The organism is Streptomyces sp. L7 (assembly GCF_050990935.1).
Lineage (GTDB): Bacteria > Actinomycetota > Actinomycetes > Actinomycetales > Microbacteriaceae > Leifsonia.
The window spans coordinates 2,362,315-2,385,130 of the sequence record NZ_CP194644.1 but is presented as its reverse complement, the minus strand read 5'-3'; the positions used below and the strand labels follow the sequence as shown (position 1 = coordinate 2,385,130).

Below are 22,816 nucleotides of genomic sequence, written 5' to 3'. Positions count from 1 at the left end.
TATGCTGATCGGTCCGGCGAAGCCGAGCGACCTCACCACCTCGACGCAGCGGGGATGTCCGCGACGCCGCCGCCCAGGGCACAGGTCGTATGCTCGCCCTCGGCCAGGATGTCCTTCAGGTGCGGAGGAGGTCGCGGCAGCGGTCACCTTCCTGGCATCACCTGCTGCCTCGCTCATCACTGGTCAGACTCTCGCCGTGGACGGGGGCTGGACCGCTCGCTGAAGGCATCGGACCCGAGGAGCAGGACTATGAGGATCACGGATGTTCGCACCTGCGGATTGCGCGGAGCCACCCTGCCAGGCGGACGGTCGAATGAGCTCGAGCCGGATGACGTCGTCCACACGCTCATCGCCGTTCACGCCGATGATGGGCACGTCGGCGTCGGTAGCGTTTCCAGCATTGAAGCGCTGGTTCGAGCCGCCCTCGATCTGTTCAAACCCCTCCTCGTCGGAGAGTGTGCACTCGCGCCCGAGCGCATAACCGAGAAGCTGCATCAGAGCAGCTTCTGGCGGGGGCGCGGGGGCGCGGTGACACACATGATCAGCGGGATCGATATCGCTCTGTGGGATCTGATGGGTCAGGCCCTGGACCAGCCGGTCGGACGCCTGCTCGGTGGCCGGCACCGGCAGTCCGTCCTCCCGTACGCCTCTGTGCTCTTCGAGGACTGCGAAACGCTGACGGATGGTCTGCGCTGTCTTGCTCAGCTAGGTTTCCGAGCATTCAAGATCGGGTGGGGTCATTTCGGGCGCATCGACCAGAGGACGGACGAAGGAATCGTCGCCTGCGCGCGGTCGGCAATCGGCGATCGGTGATGACTGCCTTCTCGCGGTGGACGCGGGAGGCTCGGACGCCTCGTTTCCCGGGCGGCTCGCGTGGGTCTGGTGCACAGCGCGGATGCTCGATAGCTATGACGTGGCGTGGTTCGAAGAGCCGCTACCGCCCGATGCGCTCGCCGATTTCGTCACGTGCGGCACAGCTCCTCCGTGGCGATCAGCGGAGGAGAGGTGCTGACGCGACGACAGTCGTTCCTGCCCTTCCTGGCGGCGGGCGCGTCCGATATCGTGCAACCCGACCAGACGAAGTGCGGTGGCTTGAGCGAAACACGGCGCATCGGCTTCATGGCCGGCGATCATGGGGTGACGTTGGCAGCGCATGGATGGAACACCGCTGTGGGACTCGCTGCAGACCTCCAACTCGCCAGCGCGCTGGCCGACACCGATCTCGTCGAATAGAAGACCGGCGCCGCTTCGACAAGCTCGTAGCTGAGCCATGGCAGCTCGACGAGGACGGACGACTGCCGATCCCGAGCGGTCCGGGCCTGGGGATCCAGCTGGATCCGGACGCATTGGAGCGTTGGAGAACCAACCCGACCTTGGCGGATCCGACCGTCGGCTGACCTGCGCGCCTGTCGGATTGTTGACGCGGGGGCCGTGAGCGTTTACGTTTACAGAACCGGTTCACAGAACCGGTTCTGTATCGGTTTTGTAGTTCTGGATTGACTAGTAGAGGAATGAACCAATGACGGTTTTCGACACGGTGCCCGCGGGTGCGTTGGCTGTGAATGGTGGGGAGCCGGCGGTGACGGTGTCGCTTCCGGCGATGTATCCGGGTGGGATGCGGATCGGTGCCGAGGAAGAGGTTGCTGTGCTGGAGGTGCTGCGCAGCAAGCGGCTGTTCCGGTACTACGGGCCGGGGGATGGCGCGTCGAAGGTCGAGGAGCTGGAGGAAGCGGTCGCGTCTCGGTTCGGTGTCGCCCACGTGCTGGCGGTGTCTTCGGGCAGCATGGCGTTGGCGTCGTCGCTGGCTGCGCTGGGCGTGGGGCCCGGCGATGAGGTGATCGTGCCCGCTTACACGTGGATCGCCAGCGCCGCGGCGGTGTTGTTCGTTGGCGGGGTGCCGGTGCTGGCGGAGGTCGATGAGAGTCTGACCCTGGATGCTGCGGATGTCGAGGCGCGGATCACCGATCGGACCAAGGTTATCCTCACCGTTCACATGCGCGGAGGCGCCTCGAACATGGACGCGCTGCTGGAGGTGGCGCGCCGTCACGATTTGCGCATCCTGGAAGACACAGCTCAGGCCTGTGGTGCCAGCTATCACGGCCGCCGGCTGGGCACGATCGGCGACATTGGCATCTTCAGTCTTCAGTTCAACAAGATCCTCACCTCCGGTGAAGGGGGCCTGGTCACCACCAACGACCGTTCTCTCTATGAGCGGGCGCTGATGTTCCACGATGTCGCCGGCAGTCTGCGCGCGTCGCTGAAGGAGAGCAAGACCTTCGTCGGCACCACCGGGCGCATGTCCGAGCTGCAGGGCGCTGTCGCCGGCGCGCAATTGGCCAAGCTGGATGGCATCCTCGCCGACGCCCGCCGCAACCACGCTGCTGTGCTGGAGCAGATCGCCCCTGCTGCGGCCGCCGCTGGAATCACCTGGCGCCATCAGTGGGACCCGGAGGGTGATGCTGACATCGCGCTAATCGGTTACCTGCCCGACGCCGCCCGCACCACGGAGGTCGTCGACGCCCTGCAAGCCGAAGGCGTCCCCGCGTCCCGCCTGTTCAACCCGGAGATCACTGACTACCACATCGCTTACCACTGGGACCCCCTGGTCGCCGGGCGGAGTTGGTCCAACCGCACCCCCTGGGACGCCAACCCCCAGACCCGCAAGCTCGACCCCGCCAGTTGCCCCCGCACCAACGAGCTGCTGGAACGGGCCATCCACATCGACATCAGCCCCGACCTAACCCCCACCCAGATCCAGCAGATCGCCACCGGCATCACCAAAGTCCTCACCGCCCTCCAGTAGTAAGACAGAAGGACCTGAGCATGCAAGCGATGGAACCGTGGCAGTGGTCAGAGGACGAATGGCGAGCCCACGTCGAGCGGGTTCGTGCGGGGCAGCCTCTTGTGGGAGGCGGCGGTACCTCGAAGTGGCCGGAGGGCGCCAAAGCGGTGGTCCTCCTCTCCTTCGATTCCGATCACGAGGCGCCGGGTCAGGAGAGGGGGCCGCCGCCCCGCCCCGATGGAGTAGGGCGAGTTCCGTCCGCGGGGCGCCCCGCATCCTGGAGCCTCGACGAGGCACGAGCCACCTGCTTCTCCCGCAGTGCGCGCGTTACTGCGGTGCAACGAGCTCGCTTCCTACGTGGCCCATGGCGCGACTCGGGAGTCCACAGATGGATCAACTAGTGCAATGCGCTCTTCCCGGCAGAGGTGGAGCTGAACGCGTCACGCCCAGTGCGCGAGTCTTCGAGGATCAGCTTGGAAGCCGGGCATGTGCATAAGAACGCCCTGATGGGATTTCTCGCCTCGCACACTCTCGATTACGGAGAGCTCGACCTCGGGTACGACACGTCCCTCATCGCCGACGGTGAGCCGCATGAGCTCGTCAGGTGGGGCGTGCGCGTGGGAGCGGCGGAGATCCCGGGCGAGTTAGTCTCGGGTCCCCACCGCCGCCTGTTTTCCGCAGAGAACATGTCTGCTCTTGACGGGCAGTCCTTCGCCCCCTAATGTTACAGAACCGGTTCACGAAACCGGTTCTGTTACTCGAATTGCGCCGTCCAACATCACCAGCGTGGGTGAGCTGAAGTACGTCACCCCGTGTTCCAACGCGAATGGAGCGTTTATGAAATTCAGCACCAAGACCGTGGCGGGAGGCGTCGTCGCGCTCATTGCGACGGCAGGCCTCGCCGGCTGCTCTCAAGGAAGCAGCGGCGGCCCGAGCACGATCACATATCTTTCTCACCTGGCGGCCACTGCCGGCCCGGGTAAGGACCTAGAGAACAAGCTCGTTGCAGACTTCGAGAAGGCTAACCCGAATGTCAAGGTGAATATCATCCCCGTCGACAGCGGGGCCGAGTCGCAGAAGTTCCAGACTCTTGCAAGTGCGGGCTCGCCACCCGACGTATATCTGGTTTCGAACGACCAGATGCCACAGCTGTTTTCTAAGAACGTCTTGGCACCGATCGACTACAGCTCGCTCGGCTACTCAGGCATTTCGAGCCTGAAAGGCAAGTATCTCAAGGGCGTCTTGGATGGGTATTCGCAGCACGGAACCTATTACGGCGTCCCGTCGGAGGTCTCGAACTACGGTGCCTGGGTCAACACGGCGGCTTATCAGAGCGCCGGGGTTGCCGTTCCGAAAACCTGGAGCGATGTCTGTGCGGCTGGTCCCAAGCTGTTGAAGAAGGACGCGTCCGGCAAGGTCACCCAGGAGGCCGTCGTCTTGCCGACCAACCTTGCGGTGTCCCAGGTCTACTTCGTCGATGCCATCGCTCACGAGAACGGAGGCGCGCTGTTTAGCGCGGACGGCAAGAAGTCTTTCCTCACTTCCGAGGCATCCAAGAAGGCATTCCAGACTGTGCAGGACCTGGTGTCCAAGTGCCAGGCATCCGTTCCGTCGATCAACGGCTCCGACGTCGGCGCCGACCGCACGACGTACGGCGCGGGACTGGGCGGGATGCTGTTCACGGCGGGCTCGTGGTACTTGGGCTCGCTGCAGAAGCAGTATCCGACGGTCGCTCCTCCTGTGAGCGTGGCGGCAGAGTACCCGGCGGCGGACAACGGGAAGACTGCAAGCACCGCTTATGGTTACGCATGGGTGGTACCGAAGGGGTCAAAGAACCCTCAGGCAGCCTGGAAGTTCATTCGTACCCTGCAGAACGCAGGTCTGGATTACTTCAATCAGATCGGCATCTTCAACGGTACGAACGCGGTGGCCGATTCGCCAGATGCGACCAAGGTGCCGTACTGGACCTCGACATGGAAGCCGTCGCTCGAGAAGGCGAGCTACGCGGCCAAGCTGCTGAACGCGTCGCAGATCTACGACATCGTAGGGAACGCGTTCACCTCCGTAATTCTCAAGAATGCCGACGTGGCGTCGACGCTTCAGTCGGCCGACTCGCAGGTCAAACCGCTCCTAAACAAATGAGAAACGTGGGGCGCTCGGTTTCGAGGACCGAGCGCCCCGCACCTCCCGACGCTGTGAGGACCTCGAATGTCCGCTATACCTTTGATCCGACGCCCGGCCGCGCGAGCAGGCGGCGTTCGTGCCGGCTCCCGGTTCCGGAGCGGCTCCTTCACGTTGGCGCTCGTGCTGCCGACGATCGCCTTCTTCGCATTTTGGGTTTACCTTCCGGCTCTGTACGGCTTCTATCTTTCCTTCACCGACTCGTCTTTGATTGCGCCGCCCAACCTGATCGGTGGGGACAACTACAGCAAGCTCGCCTCCGACCCTGTCTTCTGGGGATCACTTGGGAGGACATTTCAATACGCACTCGAGGTGGTCATCCCGACCCTGGCTGCGGGAATCCTTCTCGCGCGTGTGGTCGTGCGGATCAAGCACGGCAGGGCTCTGTTCATGACGATCTACTTCCTTCCGTTCGTCGTCCCCGGCGTCGTCTCTGCGCTGGTGTTCTCGCTGTTGTTCAACCAGTACGGCTTGATCAACTCAATTCTCGGGACACGAATCGCGTGGCTCCAGGACGAGAGTGTGGCGATGGTCGCGCTCAGCGCGACGACAATCTGGGCTATGACCGGCTATTACACAGTGATCTTTATGGCCGGCTACCAACAGGTGCCGGAAGAGTTGCTCGACGCGGCCAAGATAGACGGGGCAAGCGCCTGGAAGCAGTTCCGCTATGTCGAGATCCCAGCTCTTACGCCGACCATTCTGTTCGCATCGATCAGCGCGACCGCCGCCGTGATGACTGACTTCGGAACACCATTCATCCTCAACTCAGGTGGTCCGAATTACGCGACCACCACGTTGCCGCTCTACATCTACAACCAGACATTCCAATACTCGAGCGCTGGATACGGAGAAGCTATCTCAACGGTTCTCCTTGTCATTGCCCTGCTGCTCACGCTTCTACAGGTCCTCCTAATCACGGGCCGGAACAGGAGGACACGATGAAGGCACGTCTCAAGGGCTGGGTCGCCCTCCGATATCTTCTCGCAACTGCCGGGGCCGTCATCCTCCTGACGCCGCTTGTCTGGGCAGTCTCTGCGTCGCTCCACGACAACAGCACGATCTTCTCCTTACCCTTCAACTGGATCCCCCATCCGCCGCACCCGGAGAACTACACCGGTGGGCTCAAGACCGTCGACTTTGGCGTTCTCGTAATCAACAGCTTGATCATCGGGGTGGCGATAGCGGTGGGCTCGGTCGTTCTCGGCCTGATGTCCGGCTACGCGCTCGCCAAGCGGCGCTTCTTTGGCCGAGACTTTCTTTTCTGGTCAATCGTCGCGACCTTGCTGATCCCGTTTCCTGCCATCATGGTCGGCGTGTTCATCCTCGCTCGCTGGATGAACATCACCAACTCCTACGCGGGCGTGATCATCCCGGGGATTCTCACCGGGCAGGTCGTTTTCTTCATGCGTCAGTACCTCCAGGGGATACCCGACGAACTGATCGAGAGCGCCCGTGTAGACGGGGCCGGCGAGTGGCGAATTCTTTGGCGCATCGTGCTGCCGCTGGCGTGGCCGGTGATGATCTCGATGGGCATCCTGACCTTCGTCGGGAGCTGGAACAACCTCTTGTGGCCTCTCATTGTCATCCAGAGTGACTCCCTCTTCACGATCCCTCTAGGTCTGAGCCGGCTCAAGTCGCAGTACACGACGGATTACGTGTCGACTCTCGCGGTGTCGGTGATTGCCATCATTCCCGTGGTGGTCCTCTACCTGATCGGCCGCAAGAAGCTGCTGGATTCCATCGTCGTGTCCGGCGGTGCGGTCAAAGGATGATTTCGCCAAGTCACGAATCGAGAAACGGAGCCTCACCGTGAATACCTGCCCTGAACCTGCTTTCGTCGCCGGCGCTGCCCGGGCAGTCATAACGCCACCGGTCGGCGGCCCGATGTCCGGATTCGCCGGACGCGCCGATTCCACTGGCACCCACGACGATCTGATCGCCAACGCTGTGGTCCTACGTCACGAGGGCGCGGGCGGCGGCATCGCGATCATTTGCTGTGACCTTCTATTTCTCGCGAGGAGCCAAGTCGAGCGGATTCGGAGCGCCATCAGCGCAGCGACCGGGATCGGCGAGACTGACATCATTATCTCCAGCTCCCATAACCATTACGGCCCGGTCGTCGATGACCGCGGCGAGACGATCGTGTCGTCGAGCTCTCCTCAGACGACGCCGTACCTGGAGAACCTCGCGAACGTCCTGGCGGGCTTAGTGCTGCAAGCCAGCACGCGCGTCAAACCCGCTGTCCTGTCCACTGGCGTGGGGGCGGCCACCCTCGGGATCAATCGACGTGAACTGACACCGGACGGGATCATTCTCGGCAACAACCCTGACGGTCCGCTCAATCCGCGAGTCGCAGTCCTGCGGGTGGACGGTGCCGATGGGCAACCAATCGCCGCCGTGGTGAACCACGCCTGCCACGGTGTGTCGCTGGCGCACGAGTGCACTGAGTACTCCGCCGACTTCCCCGGCGTTCTTCGTGAGGTACTCGGTGAAGCGACCGGTGCCGAGGTGCTATTCGTGCAGGGCGCCGCGGGCGATATCAACCCGCGGTTCATGAGCTGGACATGGAACAACCCGAAGCGTCTTGGCCATCTCCTCGCTGCAGAAGCGATGGCGGCCTACTTCGATGCTGTCCCGGATGAGGCGGTCACGACGGACCTGCACATTACGGAGGTCGTCCTTGACCTTCCCGAGCTCCTGCCCGCCTCTGAAGCCTCCGCGGAGGAGGAGCTAAGCGAGATCGAACTGGTCATGGACAGCGCGGACGAGGGGAGGTGTACTGGGCCCGCACTCGCCGCGATCGCATCCAGCACGGGCTGGCAGTTCTACGCGGCGAGGAGCCGGTCCGGGTGGTGAAAGCGCCCGTGTCCGCGCTTGCCTTGTCCTCCACGATCGGCTTGATCACGGCGCCAGGCGAGGTCTTCACCGAACTCGGCGACCAGATTCTGGAGGGCTCGCCGTTCCCGTTCACCATCTACAGCGGCTACACGAACGGCTCCATCAATTACATCCCCACTCGAGAGGCCTACGCCCAAGGCGGGTACGAGGTGACTCACGCGTGCCAGGTCGCACCTGAGGCTGGCGAGATGCTGGTGGCTGAGTCCCTCAACCTGCTCCGCACCGTTCACGAGCGCGAGGTCGCGGCGCAACGCTAGATCGCGCAATCGTGGCTCATCCCCATCGTGGAGCGGAACCCGCTCGTTTGATCGGCCGCCTGCTGCGCTATGAGCCAGACGGTCGCGTTCATACGTCCCGGTTGTGACATTTCGGTTCCCGGGAAGAGGGCAAACAGCCACCGCCCGTTGACGTTGGGGGTGTGGATCGTTTACGTTTACAGAACCGGTTCACAGAACCGGTTCTGTATCGGTTTTGTAGTTCTGGATTGACTAGTAGAGGAATGAACCAATGACGGTTTTCGACACGGTGCCCGCGGGTGCGTTGGCTGTGAATGGTGGGGAGCCGGCGGTGACGGTGTCGCTTCCGGCGATGTATCCGGGTGGGATGCGGATCGGTGCCGAGGAAGAGGTTGCTGTGCTGGAGGTGCTGCGCAGCAAGCGGCTGTTCCGGTACTACGGGCCGGGGGATGGCGCGTCGAAGGTCGAGGAGCTGGAGGAAGCGGTCGCGTCTCGGTTCGGTGTCGCCCACGTGCTGGCGGTGTCTTCGGGCAGCATGGCGTTGGCGTCGTCGCTGGCTGCGCTGGGCGTGGGGCCCGGCGATGAGGTGATCGTGCCCGCTTACACGTGGATCGCCAGCGCCGCGGCGGTGTTGTTCGTTGGCGGGGTGCCGGTGCTGGCGGAGGTCGATGAGAGTCTGACCCTGGATGCTGCGGATGTCGAGGCGCGGATCACCGATCGGACCAAGGTTATCCTCACCGTTCACATGCGCGGAGGCGCCTCGAACATGGACGCGCTGCTGGAGGTGGCGCGCCGTCACGATTTGCGCATCCTGGAAGACACAGCTCAGGCCTGTGGTGCCAGCTATCACGGCCGCCGGCTGGGCACGATCGGCGACATTGGCATCTTCAGTCTTCAGTTCAACAAGATCCTCACCTCCGGTGAAGGGGGCCTGGTCACCACCAACGACCGTTCTCTCTATGAGCGGGCGCTGATGTTCCACGATGTCGCCGGCAGTCTGCGCGCGTCGCTGAAGGAGAGCAAGACCTTCGTCGGCACCACCGGGCGCATGTCCGAGCTGCAGGGCGCTGTCGCCGGCGCGCAATTGGCCAAGCTGGATGGCATCCTCGCCGACGCCCGCCGCAACCACGCTGCTGTGCTGGAGCAGATCGCCCCTGCTGCGGCCGCCGCTGGAATCACCTGGCGCCATCAGTGGGACCCGGAGGGTGATGCTGACATCGCGCTAATCGGTTACCTGCCCGACGCCGCCCGCACCACGGAGGTCGTCGACGCCCTGCAAGCCGAAGGCGTCCCCGCGTCCCGCCTGTTCAACCCGGAGATCACTGACTACCACATCGCTTACCACTGGGACCCCCTGGTCGCCGGGCGGAGTTGGTCCAACCGCACCCCCTGGGACGCCAACCCCCAGACCCGCAAGCTCGACCCCGCCAGTTGCCCCCGCACCAACGAGCTGCTGGAACGGGCCATCCACATCGACATCAGCCCCGACCTAACCCCCACCCAGATCCAGCAGATCGCCACCGGCATCACCAAAGTCCTCACCGCCCTCCAGTAGTAACAACAAAAAAACAGCGCGACGGCGAGAGCGACCCATGACTTGTGGCGTCACGCGCACGCCAACGCTGTCGTTGGCGACTGCTTCCGCGTTTGCCCCCTCCCGTTTGGGATTGGAGAAGAAACTCGTGCTCAACAATCCGGCTCGTTTTCCCGTGACCCTGCGGATAGCGGATATCGAAGCGTGCGCGCTTCTCCTGGCTGCCTTGGAGGACTACGCAGCAACGTGCGAGACGGACGCGCTCGAAGAGTTCGCGCCCACGGTGGGGTCGGCATTGTCCGAAAATGCCCTTGCCAGTCGCTTGCACAGGTCGGCAGGCCTTGCCCGACGGATCCTCGACGACATCGAGGACGCTGAGCCGGCACGAGGGGACCTCCCGTGACGATCGACACCATCCCTGAACTCGAGACAACGCCGCTCGACGCAGCACGCCAGCAACTGCGGGAAGCAGCTGACCATCTCGGATTCGATGACGGAACCACAAGCATGCTCGGCAACGCGCGTCGGGAGCTCATCGTCAGCGTTCCGCTGCGGCGGGACAACGACTCGCTTGAGGTGTTCACCGGGTATCGCGTTCAGCATAACCTCTCGCGCGGACCGGCCAAGGGTGGCCTCAGATACCACCCTTCGGTGAGCCTCGATGAGGTGCGAGCGCTTGCCATGTGGATGACTTGGAAGTGCGCGCTGCTGGACGTTCCTTACGGAGGAAGCAAGGGTGGTATCGCCATCGACCCGAGGCGCTACAGCACACGCGAACTGGAACGCCTCACCCGCCGCTACACCAGTGAGATCAGTCCCCTAATCGGTCCAGAACGGGACATCCCCGCTCCCGATATCGGGACAGACGAACAAACGATGGCATGGATCATGGACACCTACTCGGTCAATATGGGACACACGATCCCGGGAGTGGTGACTGGAAAGCCGCTTAGCCTCGGAGGATCGCTCGGGCGGCCCGGAGCAACGTCGCGAGGACTCGTGCATATCGCATTGGAGGCGCTAAACGCCCTCGGTATACCGTCCGCTCAAGCCAGCGCGGCCGTGCAGGGCTATGGCAAGGTCGGATCCGGCGCCGTCCGCTATCTGGCCGAGACCGGAGTGAAGGTTGTTGCCGTCTCGGACCAGTACGGGGCGGTCTACAACGAACGCGGAATCGACGTCGACAGGCTCGAGGCGCACGTTGCCGTCTCGAAATCGGTCGTCGGCGCACCTGGGTCATCGCCTATCAGCGGCGCCGACCTGCTCCTGCTCCCGGTAGATGTGCTGGTTCCTGCAGCTGTCGAGGGTGTTCTCACCGATACGAATGCGCCGGGCGTGATGGCCAAAATCATCGTAGAGGGCGCCAATGGGCCCACCAGCCCTGCCGCGGACGCGGTCCTGGCAGCCCGCGGGGTGCTCGTCGTCCCGGATATCCTCGCCAACGCCGGAGGTGTGCTTGTCTCCTACTTCGAATGGGCACAAGCGTTCCAGGGGTACCCCTGGGGCGAAAATCTAGTCCAGCGTCGCCTTCAGGAACGTATGGTTCAGGCCTGGCATCTGGTGCGGAGATACTCCGAGTCCCAGCGCCTGGACCTGCGGCGAGCGGCGACAGCGATCGCTGTCGAGCGAGTTGCTAACGCGCACCGTGCTCGCGGTCTCTATCCGTGAGCCGAGTCAACACGACGATGGATGCGTCCGATAATTCCCGTCGGAGTGACCGTCGGCAGCAAATGATCCTTCAAATCCGACGTGCCGAAATCAGGCTGAGCCTTCGCCGGGCGAGCCCACACCCATAAGGAGCGCTGTGAGAACTGCAAACCCCCTCGAAATCCGTCAACTCGGCAATACCCTCATGGCAGTTACAGCGATCGGTCTCGGCGGTGCCGGGCTTGGCGGGGTGTTCGGTTCCGTCGGAGACACTGACGCGGTCGCGGCGGTGGAGAGGGCGCTCGAGTTGGGTATCAACTATGTGGACACGGCCCCCGGATACCGCGATGGCGAGCGACGCACAGGGCTCGCCCTACGCGGAGTTCCTCGCGAGAGCTACTTTCTCTCCAGCAAGATTGGTTCGCATCCACAGATTCCAGGCGACTACTCCGCCGAGGCGGCCCGGTGGACCGTATCGAACAGCCTGGAGGTTCTCGGTGTTGACTATCTTGACCTCTGTCACATCCACGGCCCGGAGCCAGAGCAGTTGGCGGCGGCGCTGGCACAAGGCGGCGCCATGGAGGCATTGGTCGCGCTAAAGGACGAGGGGGTCATCCGCGCGATTGGCATCGGAGTGCAGGATCATGAACTTCATCGGCGGGCAATCGAAAGTGGGCAACTTGATGTCTGCATGACAGTGAATGACTACACGCTGTTGCGTCAGAATGTAGATGACATATTCATGCTGGCCCAGCCCCGAGCGATCGGGATGGTCAACGGTGCGCCCCTCGCGATGGGACTCCTTTCCGGTCGCGATCCAGAAAGCATCGGTACTTCGCTATGGTCCCCGCCCGCTGATGAAGTTCACGCGGCCGAAAAGGTGCACGCCTGGTGCTCAGAACGCGGGGTATCTGTTCTGGCCCTTGCCCTGCAATTCAGCTTGCGCCGGTCGGAGTTCGACTGCACCCTCGTCGGAGCCGCCACCGCCGCCGAAGTCGAGGGCTGCTGGGAGGCTCTCAATCTTGAGATCCCCGGACACGTCTGGGAGGCCCTGCCGACGCTGCTTAGCGAAGCACGCGTGCCCTGATCCAAGCGCTACACCAGCGGCGTCAACCACGGCACGCACCCCCGGGCCTGCGACCGCAATGACAGGTCGAACAGACGACCCGGAGCACGTGTGCTGGGTAGAACAATCAGCGCCTCCACGGCGAGCTCAAGATCTACCCCAATCTACGTCGGGACTGCTGAACGGATAGGTGACACCTGATCTGTGGTGCCGTTGGCATCGCTGGGAGGATGTCATCATGCCGAAGCCTTATCCCCGCGAGTTCCGTGAGGACGTTGTCGCGGTTGCTCGTGATCGTGGTCCGGGGGTGCCGTTGCGGAAGATCGCGGCGGACTTCGGGATCAGCGAGACCTGTTTGCAGAACTGGATGCGTCAAGCCGATGTGGAGGCGGGCGCCCGGCCCGGGGTCACGAAGGCCGAGGCCGACGAGCTGCGGGAGGCGAAGAAGCGGATCCGTTTGCTGGAGCAGGAGAACGAGGTGTTGCGGAAGGCGGCGGCGTATTTGTCGCAGGCGAACCTCAAACTCGGGGGCTCCCCAAAATGATCTACCCGCTCGTCCGCGAGCTGGCCGTAGGCGGCATCGCCGTCGCGGTGACGTGCCGGGTGTTGAAGATCGCGCGCCAACCGTTTTACCGCTGGGTGGCAGAGCCTGTTTCTGAGCGGGCGTGGGATCAGGCTCACCTGGTCAACGCTTTGCGGGACGCGCATGGGGAGGACCCGGAGTTCGGGCACCGGTTCCTCGCCGACGAGGTCCGCGACGCCGGCTTCACGGTGTCGGACCGGACCGCGTGGAGACTCTGCTCGGAGAACGGGGTGTTCTCGGTGTTCGGGCGCAAGCGCGGTAAGAACGGCAAGGCCGGCCCGCCCGTGTTCGATGACCGTGTCCAACGCTCTTTCTCCGCTCCCGCGGTGAACGAACTGTGGTTGACCGACATCACCGAGCACCACACCGCCGAGGGCAAGCTCTATCTCTGCGCGGTCAAGGACGTCTGCTCCAACCGGCTCGTCGGCTACTCGATCAGCGACCGGATGCGCTCGAGCCTGGCCGTCCAAGCCATCGAGAACGCCGTCGCCCGCCGCGGCGAGGTCGTCGGCTGCGTGGTTCACAGCGATCGAGGAAGCCAATTTCGCAGCCGGCGTTTCGCCAGCGCTCTTCACCGCCACGGCCTGATCGGATCGATGGGCCGCGTCGGCGCTGCCGGTGACAACGCAGCGATGGAATCCTTCTTCGCCCTGCTTCAGAAGAACGTCCTGAACCGGCGCTCGTGGCGCACCCGGCAAGAACTGCGCATCGCGATCATCACCTGGATCGAACGCACCTACCACCGACGCCGCAGGCAAGCCCGCCTCGGCCGTTTGACCCCGATCGAGTTCGAGACCATCATGAACCAGAACCTGGCCCTCGCGGCCTAACCGAAACTGTCACCTAAACGCTCAGCAGTCCCATCCCTTGCTTCGGCGCGACACATGCGCGCACAATCAGCACATGGCAAACGGCTTGAATAACGACAGTTGGTGTTTGAGTGCGCACGCGGTCGGCGGCGTAACCAACATGATCGGACCCAATGGGGTCTCCCAAGCACCGCTAGTACGCCTAAGTCTCGCGGCACTAGGTGCCGGGGTCGACCCCACCCCCGCACTTATCAGCGGTGGCGGTGAAGAATCTAGCTCTCTCCTGACACTGGAGATGGCTCGGGCGCTAGCGGATGAAATTCAAGCCGCACTCCAGCGGCTTGAGCCGCCTCAAAAGCGCTGAAATAGGGCGACCAGTTACGAACGCCTTCGCCGACCTCCTGGGTGGGAACACGCGCCACCGATGGTTTGAGCGTGTGGTCCACGAACGCTTCGAACCGCTCCCAATCGTTACTCATGCGGTCAACCCTTCGTACGTGATCCGGCAACCCTCAGCCTTCCCAAGCAGCGCGTCAATGCGTTGCATCGTGGACATATGCACGTTCCCTTCGTTCAGTCGGTACGTGAACTCATCCACATACCGTTGTAAGTGCTTCACCGAGAACTGGTGATACACCCCGTAATAGCCGCGCTTCAGGACCGCCCACACCGACTCAATGTCGTTCGTGTGAGCCATCCCATCAACGAACTCCTTAGCCGTGTGATTCACCGACATATGCGCGGCCACAGGGGCGCCACGATACGCGGCGTGCTCATCGGTCATCAGCATGGCGGACGGGTCAACCAGTGCCGCCAACGCCTCGTGAATCACCCGCGTAGACGCAGTAGGGATAACCACCGCCCGAGTCTCGCCGCCGCGTTCCCGAACACCCAACACCGCAGTCTTACCCACCGTGCCACGGCCCGCGCGAAGCTTCCGAGACTCATGCTTGTTCGACTCGCGGCCACCGAAATACGCTTCGTCGGCCTCCACGATCCCGCCCAGCAGACCGTCGCCGTTGTGGCCCGCCGCCTCACGCAACCGCTGCAACATGAACCATGCCGTCTTCTGCGTCACACCGATCTCTTTCGAGAGCTGCAACGAGGACACACCCTTCCGGGCCGTGACCAGCAGGTACATGGCGTACAGCCACTTGTTCAGCGGGACATGCGAACGCTCAAACACGGTGCCAGTGCGGACGGTAAAGTCCGAACGGCAGTCCAAGCAACGGAAGAACCCAACCCGGGTTCGTGTCTGCACTCGGCCAACCACCCCGCACAGCGGGCACGCATCAGGCTTACCACCCCAACGACGCTGCTCCATGTACTGCCGGGCCGCAGCATCCGTGGGGAACTTCTCGAAGAACTCGTAGGTACTAAGCGTCGTGCTCATACCCCGATTTTACCGCAAATTAGGGACTAAAGTATATAGGTCCCTTTTTTTATGCACAACCGTTTGATCTCGAATGAGGTCGGAGTCGGTCGCCGGAGCACACAGATCGTTGATCTTTCCGTGGTCCTCCGTCGGCTGGCGGCACGGGCAACTGTGCCGGGTGGACGTCGAATCGGGCGCGCTCAAAAGTCAGGCCACTCTGGCGGCAGTGACTCCGAGTGTCGATTCGCGCGCGATCAATGTTGGGCGCAAGAGCACGGACGAGGGGTGCTCCCCGCTGAGCAGCTTCACGGTCAGCTCGACGGCCTCTTGGCCCATTCGGTTGTGGTCCGAGCGCACCGTGGTCAACGGCATGGGAATGGCTTCAGACAGCGGAACGTCGTTGTAGCCGATGACGGCGACATCGGCGCCGGCGACGAGTCCCGCGTCTCGCAACGCACCCATCGCGCCGATTGCGGCGAAATCGTTGGTGGCGAAGACCGCGTTGAGGCTCACCCCGGTCGACAGGATCGATTGCATCGCCTCGCGGCCGCCGGCCGTATCGAATGTGCCGTTTAGGATCAAGTGCTTCGGAATCGGATGGCCCGCGGCGCGGAAAGTGTCGACGAACCCGGCGGTGCGGTCGATCGCCGTGCTTGCGAAAGACTTGCCTGCGAGTACGACCGCGTGGACGAGACCGAGTTGGAGGAGGTGCTCCGCCGCCAGCTCTCCGCCCCGGTAGTCGTCGGTGGTCGCCGAGAGAAATCCTTCGGCGCGACGGGAAACCAGACAGAACGGAACACCCTTCCGAACCTGGCGCTCCAGGAAGTCGCTGTGGAAGTCCGCATCGCCGAAGATCATCGCATCCGGATGGCGCGCGAGCATAGTCGCCGTCTGACGCTCGCGTCGGCCGGGATCGTCGAGGGAGTTGGTCACGTAAGTCGAATACCCGTGACGCTCGGCGGCCTCTTCGATCCCCTCGTAGATCCGTGCGAGGACGATGTCGGTCAGCGTCGGGACGAGAACCCCGATGTGGCGGCTGCGGTTCGTCCGCAGGCTCTTGGCCGATGGGTTCGGGGTGTAACCGAGATCGGCGGCAACGCCCAGGACACGCTCGACAGTCTCCGGGGATGCCGTGTGCTGCGAGCCGCCGAGCTGGTTGTTGAGGATCCGCGAGACGGTCGAGACATGCACACCAGCCGTTTCGGCGATCGTCCGCAGCGTCACCCGACCGACCCGAGCACGGCCAGTCGCGGCTTCAGGACCTGACTTCATCGCATCTCCTCCCCGGTTGCTATTTTGGCGCAACTCTCGTAGAAATCCGTCGTTGACATCGCCAAACGTTTGCCTATATGGTTTCGATCATCGCCAATCGTTTGGCTAACGTAACCAGAAACACAAAGAGGTATTCGGGTGAAGAAGGTCGTGGTTTTCGCGACGGGCGGCACGATCGCCAGCGCGCACAACGCCGAGGGTGATGCGGTCGCCGCTGTTCCAGGCAGCGACCTGCTCCGCGCGGTGACCATCCCGGCAGGCGTCGAGGTGCAGGTTGAGCAGCTGTTCCAGCTCAACAGCTTCAATTTCGCACCGGCCGACATGGCGCACATCCTCGATCGAGTGCAGCAGGTGGTGCGCGACCCCGAGGTCTGCGGATGCGTCATCCCCCACGGCACCGACACCATGGAGGAGACCGGCTTCTTCCTGAGCCTTTTCCTGGACTCGACCAAGCCCGTGATCCTGACCGGAGCGCAACGTTCATCCGACGACCCGGCGCCGGACGGGGCCCGCAACCTCCAGCACTCTGTCATCGTGGCGGCCGACGAGCGCAGTCGCGGCCTGGGGGTGCTGATCGTCTTCGACGGTGAGATCTGGGCCGTGCCCGGGACGAGGAAGGCCCGCACACTTTGCAGCGCCGCATTCGATTCGCCGTTCGGCCCGGTCGGGAGCGTCTTGGGCGGCGAGGCGGTCATCAATCGCCGGCCGGCCCGTCACCCGCTCTTCTCGGCGACGCGGTTGACCGCCGATGCCCTGCCCCGCGTCGACATCGTCTCGTGCTACCCCGGAGGGGACACCGTGGCCCTCGATGCGGTGGTCGCCGCGGGGGCCGCCGGATTGGTCATCGAGGGCATGGGCGCGGGCAATCCCGGTCGGCCTGTGGCGCAGGCGCTCGTCCCGTTGCTCGCAGCAGGTATGCCCATTGTCCTGACCTCGCGCGTCCCTGCCGGGCGCCCAGCGGGGATCTACGGCGACGGCGGCGGTGCCGAACTCGTCCGCGCCGGCGCGGTGCTCGGCGGGCTCTATCGGGCACCCCAGCTGCGCATCCTCGTGATGGCTGCGCTCGGCACCGCGGACTCGCCGGAGTCGGCGAGGGCCGCACTCACGCACTTTCTCACCCCCACCCGCGCAGACAAGAAGTAACGGAGGAATTCCTATGGCAAAAGAGATCCTGGTCGGATTCGGAGTCGATGTCGACGCCGTCGCCGGCTGGCTGGGCTCCTACGGGGGCCAAGACTCGCCCGACGACATTTCACGCGGAATGTTCGCCGGTGAAGTCGGAGTGCCGCGGCTGCTCGATCTGTTCAAGAGATACGAGATCCCGACCACATGGTTCGTGCCCGGTCACTCCATCGAGACGTTCCCGGATCAGTTCCGGCGGATCGTTGACGAAGGCCACGAGATCGGCATCCACGGGTACAGCCACGAGAACCCGATCGCTATGAGCCGCGAGCAGGAGACGGCGGTTCTGGACCGCTGCATCGACCTGATCCAGGGCGTCACGAACCGCCGGCCCACCGGTTATGTCGCGCCGTGGTGGGAGTTCTCTCGCGTGACGAATGAGCTGCTGCTCGAGCGAGGCATCAAGTACGACCACTCGCTGATGCACAACGACTTCCACCCTTACCGGGTTCGCGTGGGGGACTCCTGGACGCCCATCGACTACTCGCAGCCCGCGGAGACGTGGATGAAGCCGCTGCGGCGAGGCGAAGAGACGAGGCTGATCGAGATCCCGGCCAACTGGTACCTGGACGACCTGCCTCCGATGATGTTCATCAAGAGCTCGCCCAACAGTCACGGCTTCGTCAATCCGCGCCACCTCGAAGAGATCTGGCGGGACCAGTTCGACTGGGTATACCGCGAGAACGAGCAGGCGACCTTCACGTTCACGATCCACCCGGACGTCTCTGGGCGCCCCCAGGTTCTGCTCATGCTCGAGCGGCTGATCGAACACATCAACTCCCATGACGGGATCCGGTGGGCCACCTTCGACGAGATGGCGGACGACTACGACAACAAGAACCCCTGGAAGGAAGTAACAGCATGACATCGCCAGCGAACACAGCGCAGTGGAAGCCGAACGTCATCACCCCCAAAGATGCGCGGTTCGCCACCGTCCTGGCGTTCTTCGCCTGGACGTTCGCGGTCTACGACTTCGTCCTCTTCGGCACGATGCTGCCCGCGATGGCGAAGGACTTCGGCTGGTCGGCGGCCACGAGTACGGCGATCAACACCTGGGTGTCGGTCGGCACCTTCGTGGTCGCCATCCTGCTCGGCCTCATCTCCGACAGGATCGGACGCCGGCGAGGCATGATGCTCACCATCGGTGGAACGGCGGTCGCATCCGTCGCGACAGCGCTGACATTCGCTCCGCTGTACCTGATCGGCGTCCGGAGCATCGCGGGCCTCGGGTACAGCGAGCAGGCGATCAACGCCACGTATCTCAATGAGGTCTACGACGTCACCGACGACCGGTTCATCAAGCGCAACCGCGGTTTCCTCTACAGCATCGTGCAGGGCGGGTGGCCTGTGGGTGTTCTGCTGGCCGCGGCGCTCGCGGCGATCTGCCTCCCGACCATCGGGTGGCGCGGCAGCTTCCTCGTTGCCACGTTCCCGGCGATACTCCTCATCATCATGCGCATGCGAATGAAGGAGACCCCGCAGTTCCAGGTGCAGCAGCGCATCCGCGGCCTGGTCAAGAGCGGCGATCGGCGGGGGGCCGACGAACTGGCGGCCGTCTACAACGTCCCGATCGAGCAGGAGCGCACGCCCCTGGTCGCGATCTTCGCCCGGGGAAAGCGCAAGAACACCATCTTCCTCTCGCTGGCGTTCTTCCTGAACTGGTTCGGGACGCTCACATTCAGCATTCTCGGCACGACGGTTCTCACGGAGGGCAAGCACGTCACCCTGAACAACGCGCTCATCATCCTGATCCTGTCGAACATCGTCGCCTTCGTCGGCTACGTGTTCCATGGCTGGCTCGGCGACCGCCTGAGCCGTCGGAACGTCATCGCCGTGGCCTGGATTCTCGGGGGCGCATGCTTCGCGATCATGACCACCCTTGCCCAGGGCGCCGTCATGGTGGTCCTCTTCATGAGTCTCGGCCTGTTCTTCCAGATCGGCGCCTACAGCGCGCTCCTCTACTTCATGGCCGACTCGTTCGACACGAAGTCGCGCGCCACCGGGACCACCTTCGTCAACGCTCTCGGTCAGATCGGCGCCGTGGTCGGTGGCATCATCATCACGACGATGCTGTCGGGCGGTGCAGACATCAGCACCGCCGCGTTCGTCGTCGGAGCCCTCGGGACGGTGGCATCCGGCCTGCTGATCATGGGATGCCGAAAGGATGTTCCCAACGTCACCCGCGCTGAGGACGCTGCCCTAGAGTCGGCCCTCGCGGCCGAGTAGCACACGCGCGGGAACGACCGAAGCCACGTCCGACCGGAAAGGGAACCCCACGTGTGTGGAGCATGCGGCAACTACGTTCTCAAGGATTGGTCGTGGCCATGGTTGGCCGGTAGCCGCTCCGCAACCCTCGTCGCGAGGGGTGCGGAGCGGCTGTCCCGTCCGCGGCATCCGGGTCCTCCCAGCGACGAACGGCTGGCAGGTCCGGATGCCGACAGGGGCCGCGCACGCAGTGGAGTCCATCACTGCGCTCGCACGCATCGCCCAGGTCGACTCCTCGAACCCACCCGAGATGTTCCTCACCCATTCGGGCGAAGAACCCGTTGTTGACCGGCGCCGGCCGATCCAGGTCCGGGTGACACCGTCGGACGCCCCATCGCCGGCCGCGCCCGGTGGCTGGTCCGACATCCTGATGCATCCCGAAACAACGGCCGTCACACTCGATGACTCCGATCCGACACGAATGCTGCACGACCTCGAACAACTCGCGAGGACCGTGGCGCAGGCTCCCTATCGCGATCACCTCCGGGTGCTTCCGATTCCCGACGAGATCACACGCCGGGTAGCAGCGCACCGCTGGACCGATCTGCCCGATCGAATCGGTACCGGAGGCCTCCCGGTACTCTGCTTGACTCTCGCGGGCCGACTCGTCGCGCTGCCCGCGACAGACGCCGACTTCCGCGAGGTGTTCGTCCGCTTCGGCGACCGAGGGACAGTGCGCATCCAGTCGGTCGGATCGACCGTCATCGCGATGGAAGTCCGCCGGACGTGACTGTTCGGCAGAGGCACCGCGCGGGCGATCCGCCGCTTCGCTTCCGGATCGTTGCCCTGAGAGAGAAGAGTTCACGATCATGACCATGCCCACGGCCGCCCCGTCGGATCGATCCGGCGTCAGCGAGCGCGTCCCCGCCGAGATCGCCCGTTCCTGGCTCTTGGTTTCCGGTCGTCGCGCCGACGAGTTCGACGAGGCCCACCGATCGCGAGCAGATCAGATCGTGCTGGACATCGAAGATGCCGTCGACCCGAGCCTGAAGGCGGCCGCGCGTGCCGACGTGGTGACCTGGCTTTCCGGGGGCGGATCCGGATGGGTGCGCATCAACGACCGGACCACGACGTTCTGGAGTGAAGACGTGGACGAGTTGAAGGGGCTCCCCGGGCTGCGCGGTGTGATGCTTGCCAAGACGGTGTCGGCGGCCCACGTAACGGAGACCTTCGACCGGCTGGGCGCCTCCACTCCGGTGCTGGCTCTGGTCGAGTCGGCACTGGGCATCGAGGAGGCCGTTTCGATCGCTCGCGCGCGCGGGGCCGTCCGGCTGGCCTTCGGCAGCGGCGATTATCGTCGGGACACCGGCACCAGTGCCGACGAGATGGCCATGGCCTACCCACGGTCGCGACTCGTTGTCGCGTCACGGATCGGGCGCCTACCGGGTCCGATAGACGGTCCCACCGTGAGCTCCAGCCACCCCGTCCTGCGCGAGCAGTCCGCCGTGTCCGTGGCGCTGGGAATGACGGGCAAGCTCTGCCTCGACAGGGACCAGCTGCCGGTGATCAACGAGGTCATTTCTCCGACTCAGTCCGATGTGACCTGGGCGCGGGACTTCCTCGCAGACTTCGAGGCGCGGGGGCGGGAGGTACGCGACGGCAGCGACCTCCCTCGTCTCGGCCGTGCACAGAAGATCGACAAGCTGGCTCGCGCCTTCGGGGTCGAGCCGGTCTGATCGGGCAATGGGAGGTCGGAGCCGGCGGACGACGCGACCTGAGGGCCCATGGCGACTATCCCGCCTCCCGCAGTGCGCTTGTCGCACCATTGCGCGCCGACGCTGCACCCCTCGCGAGGCACCGCCTCCCGGTAGGCGCTAAGCCGTCGTCAGTTTTATATGCGTGACGTACTCCCGGGTGTATAAAACTGACGGAGGTTGTTGACAGTCGGGTCTTCCAGTTGGGAGGAAGACTTCATGACCAGATCACTCTCCGCCTCGGCCCAGCGGGCCATTGAACGGCGGGCGAATCACAAGCTTGCTCTGCTGCGGCATGTTGAGGAAGTCAGCGGGAACATCGCCGCGAGCTGCCGCTACTACGGCGTGAGTCGGCAGGCGTACTACCACTGGCTGAAACGCTATGAGGCGGAAGGGTTCGAGGGGCTGAAGGATCGCTCCAGCGCCCCGCACCATTCCCCGACGGCGACCGATGCGGAGGTGATCGAGAAGATCCTCTGGCTGCACCAGCAGTATCACTTCGGGCCGGAGAAGATCACGATGTATCTGAAGCGGTATCACGACATCACGATCAGCGCCTCGGGGGTCTGGCGGATCCTGAAGAAGGTGGGCCTGAACCGCCTCCCCGCCTCGCAGCGTTACAAACGGCGCGAGATCCGGTGGAAACGCTACGAGAAGCAGCGCCCGGGCCACGCCCTGCAGGTGGATGTGAAGTTCATCGAGCCGCTGGGCCAGACCGGCAAGAAGAAGCGCTACTACCAATACACGGCCATCGATGACTGCACCCGCCTGCGCGTGCTGAAGGCCTACCCGACCCACGATCAGAAGACCGCGATCCGCTTCATCGACCACGTCCTCTCCAAACTCCCGTTCAAGGTCGAGAAAGTCCAAACCGACAACGGCAGCGAGTTCGGCCAATCCTTCCACTGGCACCTGCTGGACAAAGGCATCGACCACATCCGCATCAGACCCGCCACCCCACGCCTGAACGGCAAGGTCGAGCGCTCCCACCGGATCGATGCGGAGGAGTTCTACCGACTCCTCGAGGGCCAGGTGATCGACGACGTCAACCTCTTCAACGACCGCCTCCAACAATGGGAGGACTACTACAACTACGATCGACCACACGGAGCCCTCGCAGGCCAAACTCCTACGAGCGACTCAAGCAGAAAACACAGGACCCGCTGTCATAAGCCTCCGTCAGTTGCACAACGTACTTGTCATGTCTCAGGACATCGGTAACGCTTCTGCCTCAATAGATCGGTGACAGTTCGGGCTGTCTTGGTGGTGACACTTCTCTCCATTGTTTG

At 63.7% G+C, this 22,816-nt stretch carries 22 protein-coding genes and 1 pseudogene; 20 read left to right on the top strand and 3 right to left on the bottom strand.

Annotated elements, in window-relative coordinates; all coding sequences use genetic code 11:
• Position 1: 1 nt before the first annotated feature.
• From ACR5MH_RS11860 to ACR5MH_RS11795, 14 genes are all read left to right on the top strand, one after another.
• A complete protein-coding gene (locus ACR5MH_RS11860) occupies positions 2-223 on the top strand; it encodes an SDR family oxidoreductase (protein WP_431347386.1) in 222 nt (73 codons plus the stop codon).
• 26 nt (positions 224-249) lie between these two features.
• Positions 250-813: a hypothetical protein gene (locus ACR5MH_RS11855; protein WP_431347385.1), complete on the top strand. Its 564-nt coding sequence runs from the start codon at positions 250-252 to the stop codon at positions 811-813.
• A gap of 171 nt (positions 814-984) precedes the next feature.
• Complete coding sequence (locus ACR5MH_RS11850) at positions 985-1,233, top strand: enolase C-terminal domain-like protein (RefSeq protein WP_431347384.1); 249 nt, start codon at positions 985-987, stop codon at positions 1,231-1,233.
• 286 nt (positions 1,234-1,519) lie between these two features.
• On the top strand, positions 1,520-2,803 hold the full coding sequence (locus ACR5MH_RS11845; RefSeq protein WP_431347378.1) for a DegT/DnrJ/EryC1/StrS family aminotransferase: 1,284 nt from the start codon (positions 1,520-1,522) through the stop codon (positions 2,801-2,803).
• Between the two features lie 816 nt (positions 2,804-3,619).
• Positions 3,620-4,924: an ABC transporter substrate-binding protein gene (locus ACR5MH_RS11840; protein WP_431347383.1), complete on the top strand. Its 1,305-nt coding sequence runs from the start codon at positions 3,620-3,622 to the stop codon at positions 4,922-4,924.
• Between the two features lie 162 nt (positions 4,925-5,086).
• Entirely contained in the window at positions 5,087-5,908 is an 822-nt protein-coding gene (locus ACR5MH_RS11835; RefSeq protein WP_431347382.1) for a carbohydrate ABC transporter permease, read from the top strand.
• Positions 5,905-6,738: a carbohydrate ABC transporter permease gene (locus tag ACR5MH_RS11830; RefSeq protein ID WP_431347381.1), complete on the top strand. Its 834-nt coding sequence runs from the start codon at positions 5,905-5,907 to the stop codon at positions 6,736-6,738. Before ACR5MH_RS11835 ends, ACR5MH_RS11830 begins: the two co-directional genes overlap by 4 nt.
• Positions 6,739-6,850: 112 nt before the next feature.
• A complete protein-coding gene (locus ACR5MH_RS11825; RefSeq protein ID WP_431347380.1) occupies positions 6,851-7,822 on the top strand; it encodes a hypothetical protein in 972 nt (323 codons plus the stop codon).
• Positions 7,816-8,121 carry a hypothetical protein gene (locus ACR5MH_RS11820; RefSeq protein WP_431347379.1) on the top strand — a complete coding sequence of 102 codons (306 nt, stop codon included), beginning with the start codon at positions 7,816-7,818 and terminating at the stop codon, positions 8,119-8,121. The genes ACR5MH_RS11825 and ACR5MH_RS11820 overlap by 7 nt, the downstream gene beginning before the upstream one ends.
• Positions 8,122-8,371: 250 nt before the next feature.
• A complete protein-coding gene (locus tag ACR5MH_RS11815) occupies positions 8,372-9,655 on the top strand; it encodes a DegT/DnrJ/EryC1/StrS family aminotransferase (protein WP_431347378.1) in 1,284 nt (427 codons plus the stop codon).
• Positions 9,656-9,767: 112 nt separating this feature from the next.
• Positions 9,768-10,037 carry a hypothetical protein gene (locus ACR5MH_RS11810; RefSeq protein ID WP_431347377.1) on the top strand — a complete coding sequence of 90 codons (270 nt, stop codon included), beginning with the start codon at positions 9,768-9,770 and terminating at the stop codon, positions 10,035-10,037.
• Positions 10,034-11,302 carry a Glu/Leu/Phe/Val family dehydrogenase gene (locus ACR5MH_RS11805; protein ID WP_431347376.1) on the top strand — a complete coding sequence of 423 codons (1,269 nt, stop codon included), beginning with the start codon at positions 10,034-10,036 and terminating at the stop codon, positions 11,300-11,302. Before ACR5MH_RS11810 ends, ACR5MH_RS11805 begins: the two co-directional genes overlap by 4 nt.
• Before the next feature lie 136 nt (positions 11,303-11,438).
• Positions 11,439-12,368, top strand: coding sequence for an aldo/keto reductase (locus ACR5MH_RS11800; protein WP_431347375.1), 930 nt, complete (start codon positions 11,439-11,441; stop codon positions 12,366-12,368).
• Between the two features lie 217 nt (positions 12,369-12,585).
• Positions 12,586-13,760 (top strand): IS3 family transposase gene (locus ACR5MH_RS11795; protein ID WP_431349402.1). Its coding sequence is split into 2 segments (ribosomal slippage): positions 12,586-12,852 and positions 12,855-13,760, totalling 1,173 coding nucleotides; the frame shifts between segments, so codons are not numbered across the junction.
• A 251-nt stretch (positions 13,761-14,011) separates the two neighbouring features.
• On the opposite strand, the gene ACR5MH_RS11790 is transcribed toward ACR5MH_RS11795, so the two are convergent.
• The 3 genes from ACR5MH_RS11790 to ACR5MH_RS11780 all read right to left on the bottom strand — a co-directional run bounded on the left by ACR5MH_RS11790 (position 14,012) and on the right by ACR5MH_RS11780 (position 16,338).
• A complete protein-coding gene (locus tag ACR5MH_RS11790; RefSeq protein WP_433861782.1) occupies positions 14,012-14,218 on the bottom strand; it encodes a hypothetical protein in 207 nt (68 codons plus the stop codon).
• Positions 14,215-15,132: an IS1595 family transposase gene (locus ACR5MH_RS11785; RefSeq protein ID WP_431347374.1), complete on the bottom strand. Its 918-nt coding sequence runs from the start codon at positions 15,130-15,132 to the stop codon at positions 14,215-14,217. Before ACR5MH_RS11785 ends, ACR5MH_RS11790 begins: the two co-directional genes overlap by 4 nt.
• 189 nt (positions 15,133-15,321) lie before the next feature.
• On the bottom strand, positions 15,322-16,338 hold the full coding sequence (locus tag ACR5MH_RS11780) for a LacI family DNA-binding transcriptional regulator (RefSeq protein ID WP_431347373.1): 1,017 nt from the start codon (positions 16,336-16,338) through the stop codon (positions 15,322-15,324).
• Positions 16,339-16,524: 186 nt separating this feature from the next.
• Between ACR5MH_RS11780 and ACR5MH_RS11775 the strand changes: the two genes are divergently transcribed.
• From ACR5MH_RS11775 to ACR5MH_RS11750, 6 genes and pseudogenes are all read left to right on the top strand, one after another.
• Positions 16,525-17,529, top strand: a complete 1,005-nt coding sequence (locus tag ACR5MH_RS11775; RefSeq protein ID WP_431347372.1) for an asparaginase — start codon at positions 16,525-16,527, stop codon at positions 17,527-17,529.
• Between the two features lie 13 nt (positions 17,530-17,542).
• Entirely contained in the window at positions 17,543-18,433 is an 891-nt protein-coding gene (locus tag ACR5MH_RS11770) for a polysaccharide deacetylase family protein (RefSeq protein WP_431347371.1), read from the top strand.
• Positions 18,430-19,794, top strand: a complete 1,365-nt coding sequence (locus ACR5MH_RS11765; protein WP_431347370.1) for an MFS transporter — start codon at positions 18,430-18,432, stop codon at positions 19,792-19,794. Before ACR5MH_RS11770 ends, ACR5MH_RS11765 begins: the two co-directional genes overlap by 4 nt.
• A 205-nt stretch (positions 19,795-19,999) precedes the next feature.
• Complete coding sequence (locus tag ACR5MH_RS11760) at positions 20,000-20,563, top strand: hypothetical protein (protein WP_433861781.1); 564 nt, start codon at positions 20,000-20,002, stop codon at positions 20,561-20,563.
• 85 nt (positions 20,564-20,648) lie between these two features.
• Positions 20,649-21,509, top strand: a complete 861-nt coding sequence (locus ACR5MH_RS11755) for an HpcH/HpaI aldolase/citrate lyase family protein (protein WP_433861780.1) — start codon at positions 20,649-20,651, stop codon at positions 21,507-21,509.
• A gap of 237 nt (positions 21,510-21,746) precedes the next feature.
• Positions 21,747-22,699: pseudogene (locus ACR5MH_RS11750) on the top strand (IS481 family transposase).
• Positions 22,700-22,816: the final 117 nt, after the last annotated feature.

What these genes read in the sequence shown, in the direction of transcription:
- ACR5MH_RS11860 (WP_431347386.1), top strand. Translation starts at nt 2, where the DNA reads ATGCTGATCGGTCCGGCGAAGCCGAGCGACCTCACCACCTCGACGCAG.
- ACR5MH_RS11855 (WP_431347385.1), top strand. Translation starts at nt 250, where the DNA reads ATGAGGATCACGGATGTTCGCACCTGCGGATTGCGCGGAGCCACCCTG.
- ACR5MH_RS11845 (WP_431347378.1), top strand. Translation starts at nt 1,520, where the DNA reads ATGACGGTTTTCGACACGGTGCCCGCGGGTGCGTTGGCTGTGAATGGT.
- ACR5MH_RS11840 (WP_431347383.1), top strand. Translation starts at nt 3,620, where the DNA reads ATGAAATTCAGCACCAAGACCGTGGCGGGAGGCGTCGTCGCGCTCATT.
- ACR5MH_RS11830 (WP_431347381.1), top strand. Translation starts at nt 5,905, where the DNA reads ATGAAGGCACGTCTCAAGGGCTGGGTCGCCCTCCGATATCTTCTCGCA.
- ACR5MH_RS11825 (WP_431347380.1), top strand. Translation starts at nt 6,851, where the DNA reads ATGTCCGGATTCGCCGGACGCGCCGATTCCACTGGCACCCACGACGAT.
- ACR5MH_RS11815 (WP_431347378.1), top strand. Translation starts at nt 8,372, where the DNA reads ATGACGGTTTTCGACACGGTGCCCGCGGGTGCGTTGGCTGTGAATGGT.
- ACR5MH_RS11790 (WP_433861782.1), bottom strand. Translation starts at nt 14,218, where the DNA reads ATGAGTAACGATTGGGAGCGGTTCGAAGCGTTCGTGGACCACACGCTC.
- ACR5MH_RS11785 (WP_431347374.1), bottom strand. Translation starts at nt 15,132, where the DNA reads ATGAGCACGACGCTTAGTACCTACGAGTTCTTCGAGAAGTTCCCCACG.
- ACR5MH_RS11770 (WP_431347371.1), top strand. Translation starts at nt 17,543, where the DNA reads ATGGCAAAAGAGATCCTGGTCGGATTCGGAGTCGATGTCGACGCCGTC.
- ACR5MH_RS11765 (WP_431347370.1), top strand. Translation starts at nt 18,430, where the DNA reads ATGACATCGCCAGCGAACACAGCGCAGTGGAAGCCGAACGTCATCACC.
- ACR5MH_RS11760 (WP_433861781.1), top strand. Translation starts at nt 20,000, where the DNA reads ATGCCGACAGGGGCCGCGCACGCAGTGGAGTCCATCACTGCGCTCGCA.
- ACR5MH_RS11755 (WP_433861780.1), top strand. Translation starts at nt 20,649, where the DNA reads ATGCCCACGGCCGCCCCGTCGGATCGATCCGGCGTCAGCGAGCGCGTC.